The following is a 242-nucleotide window of genomic DNA, read 5'->3' as shown; positions in this document are numbered from 1 at the left end:
CAGACGTGGTGCTTGCCATAGTACGTGGCACCATATAAGGACCTACACGCTTTACGCCTTTTTCGCGTAAAATATCAGCCGCTTCTACTTGCCATTTAGATGAACCACCACCAGAACCAACTATAATACCCGTACGCTCGTTTGACACTTGCTCGTCAGATAAACCTGAGTCTGCAATCGCTTGCGTCATTGAAATATAAGAATAGGCAGCAGCATCACCCATAAAACGCATTGCTTTGCGG

The 242-nt window shown here is 46.3% G+C and carries 1 protein-coding gene; it reads right to left on the bottom strand.

The features are described 5' to 3' along the window. Positions 1 to 242 (bottom strand): beta-ketoacyl synthase N-terminal-like domain-containing protein (locus AAEY88_RS15200; protein ID WP_350563732.1); only part of this gene is annotated, 242 nt, incomplete at both ends.

It is taken from the genome of Psychrobacter sp. CAL346-MNA-CIBAN-0220 (assembly GCF_040309805.1).
GTDB lineage: Bacteria > Pseudomonadota > Gammaproteobacteria > Pseudomonadales > Moraxellaceae > Psychrobacter.
Note: the sequence above shows the minus strand (reverse complement) of the source record. Positions and strands in the feature narration are given on the sequence as shown.